Below are 2,150 nucleotides of genomic sequence, written 5' to 3'. Positions count from 1 at the left end.
ACGTACAGGAGATCGAAGTGCCTTGGATTGTTGGAGATAGACTGCTCCACGTGACGGAGGAAGCGGCGTAGGATGGGTAGTTCGAAGGGATGGAAGAGGAAGGCCAGGGTGGGCTCGGGGGGCAAGGGATGGGTAGTCGCGTCGGCGTGGTGAAGGCTCAGGGGGGAGAGGGCGTTGGCTTGCAAGTCGTTGTGCCAGAGGGAGATATTGGCATTGGCTATGCGCGCCAGGTCGGCGTTGAGCTCGACCCCTTCGACGCGGAGGAAGGGGAACTGGGAGGCGACAAGCATGGCGCGGCCTTTGCCTGCGCCGATGTCGAGGAAGACGGTACGCTCGATATCCGGTTGGGCTTCGCGGGGTTGAGGGCTCGTGCGCTGGAACCAGATGTCTAACAAACCATGGAGGATAGAGGGCGCGACGCCGTAGTAGGCGGTGAGCTCGGAGACCCGTGCGTCGGTTCCTTCGGCGATGACATGGCCGGGGATGAGGCCCGAGGTGTCGGTGCCGTGAAGCTGATCGAAGGGATGGATGGCGGGTCCGGGCTTGGGTCTCGGCATGAATATTCGGGGAAATCGGGTGCGTTTGGTGACGACTTAGCCCTGTTTCGGGTGACGCAGCGATGGGCTTAGCCTGGTTTCGGGTAGCGCCGCTTTTAAAGGATGGGAAACAGTGCGGGCAGGAGGTTGATCTGGACGCGGGAGATGGAGGGGAGGCCGAGCAGGCGATTTTCGACCTGGGCCGTGAGCTGGGCGTTGGCGGGATCGTCGGTGGCATTGCCGGCGCCAACGGCGTGGAGAGTGATGGCTGCGATGAAGCGCGGCGGGACACCGGGGACGTTGGCGCCCGGTGCGTCGAGGTCGGGGGTGAGGGTGGCGGAACGGACGAGGCCGGCCGCGACGATGTTGGGGCCGGTGGGGGTGTAGCAATCGCGTAGCAAGTGGAGGAGGTCGGCGTCGGTCATGAGTGGGACGTTAGTTGAGAACCGTCCTTCCCACTGTATCGTCCCGGGCGGAGGATGAGACGGTGAGTCACGCAGAGAGAAGCGAGTTTGCCGGTACCCATCCGGTCTGCTCGCCTTCTCCAAGTCGAAGTTTCCCAAAACCCCGTATTAGGGAAGAGACGAGGACGCATAATTGTGTGATGCTGAGCAGAAGATTCGTCTTCTTATCACTCACGGAGATCGTAAAGCATGAACGAGCCATTCCTTCCACGCCTGTTGAGCAGTGTGCGATGCGGAGCCGTCATTCTCGCACTTGCGTCGATTTCACTCACTTCGCAACATTGCATTGCCCAGGACCCGGACGTCCATCCTGTCAACGACGCTCAGGGCGCGGTTGCCGAACCTGCGATCTCGGGAATCTTGAAAGCCTTTGAGTCCTTCGAGGTTGTTGGGATACCGGCGGCTCATGGACAGAAAGATATCGATGACTTCATCTTGTCCCTCGTTCGCGACCCAGGCTTTGCGGCGTCGGTAAACGACATCGTCGTTGAATGTGGAAACCTGCGGTACCAACCCATTCTTGATCGGTATATCGCTGGAGATGACGTTCCCTTCGCCGAAGTACAGCATGTCTGGCGCGACACGACGGTTCAGCAAATGTGCGGCGCGTCCGGTTTCTACGAGCAGCTATACCCGCTCGTTCGCTCAATCAATCAAGGCCTTCCTGCTAAACACCGCCTGAGAATCGTTGCCGCGGATCCACCGATTGATTGGAGCAAGATCCATTCATACGCGGACCTAACGCCGTTTTTCGACCGTGATGGAAGCATCGCTTCGGTGATGCAGACCGAGGTACTTGCTAAGCACCGCAAAGCGCTTATGCTCTTCGGAGTGTTTCACCTGCTGCACGGAGGCGGGCCCGGGCAAGGGGATGCCGTGACGCGGTATGAACGCACCTACCCGGGCCGGACCTTCGTGATCAGCGATCTTGGATATTACGGCACAAGCGACGAACCGAATATAGACATGAAGGCTCCGGGAGGCGTGTGGCCGTCGCTCTTGAGGACAAGGAACAGCAGAATAGGCTCGTTGAGCCTTGACTCGTTTCTTCAATCGCCGATCACAACGGATAAGGATTGCAACGTCACCGCTGCATTCGGCGGCGAGTCTACCAAGACGGTCGCAGACCAGGTAGATGCTTTTCTCTATT

3 protein-coding genes are annotated in these 2,150 nt (G+C 59.3%); 1 reads left to right on the top strand and 2 read right to left on the bottom strand.

The window, feature by feature from the left end; translation table 11 throughout:
* A partial coding sequence (locus WCB02_RS41065; RefSeq protein WP_423968502.1) for a class I SAM-dependent methyltransferase occupies positions 1 to 557 on the bottom strand: 557 nt, incomplete at its 3' end.
* A gap of 95 nt (positions 558 to 652) precedes the next feature.
* The gene (locus WCB02_RS41060; RefSeq protein WP_423968499.1) at positions 653 to 961 is read right to left on the bottom strand and encodes a hypothetical protein; all 309 of its coding nucleotides are present in this window, start codon (positions 959 to 961) and stop codon (positions 653 to 655) included.
* Between the two features lie 228 nt (positions 962 to 1,189).
* On the opposite strand from WCB02_RS41060, the gene WCB02_RS41055 reads away from it, so the two are divergent.
* A partial coding sequence (locus tag WCB02_RS41055) for a hypothetical protein (protein WP_423968497.1) occupies positions 1,190 to 2,150 on the top strand: 961 nt, incomplete at its 3' end.

The organism is Bradyrhizobium sp., from assembly GCF_049581145.1.
In the GTDB taxonomy this organism is placed as follows: Bacteria; Pseudomonadota; Alphaproteobacteria; order Rhizobiales; family Xanthobacteraceae; genus Bradyrhizobium.
Note: the sequence above shows the minus strand (reverse complement) of the source record. Positions and strands in the feature narration are given on the sequence as shown.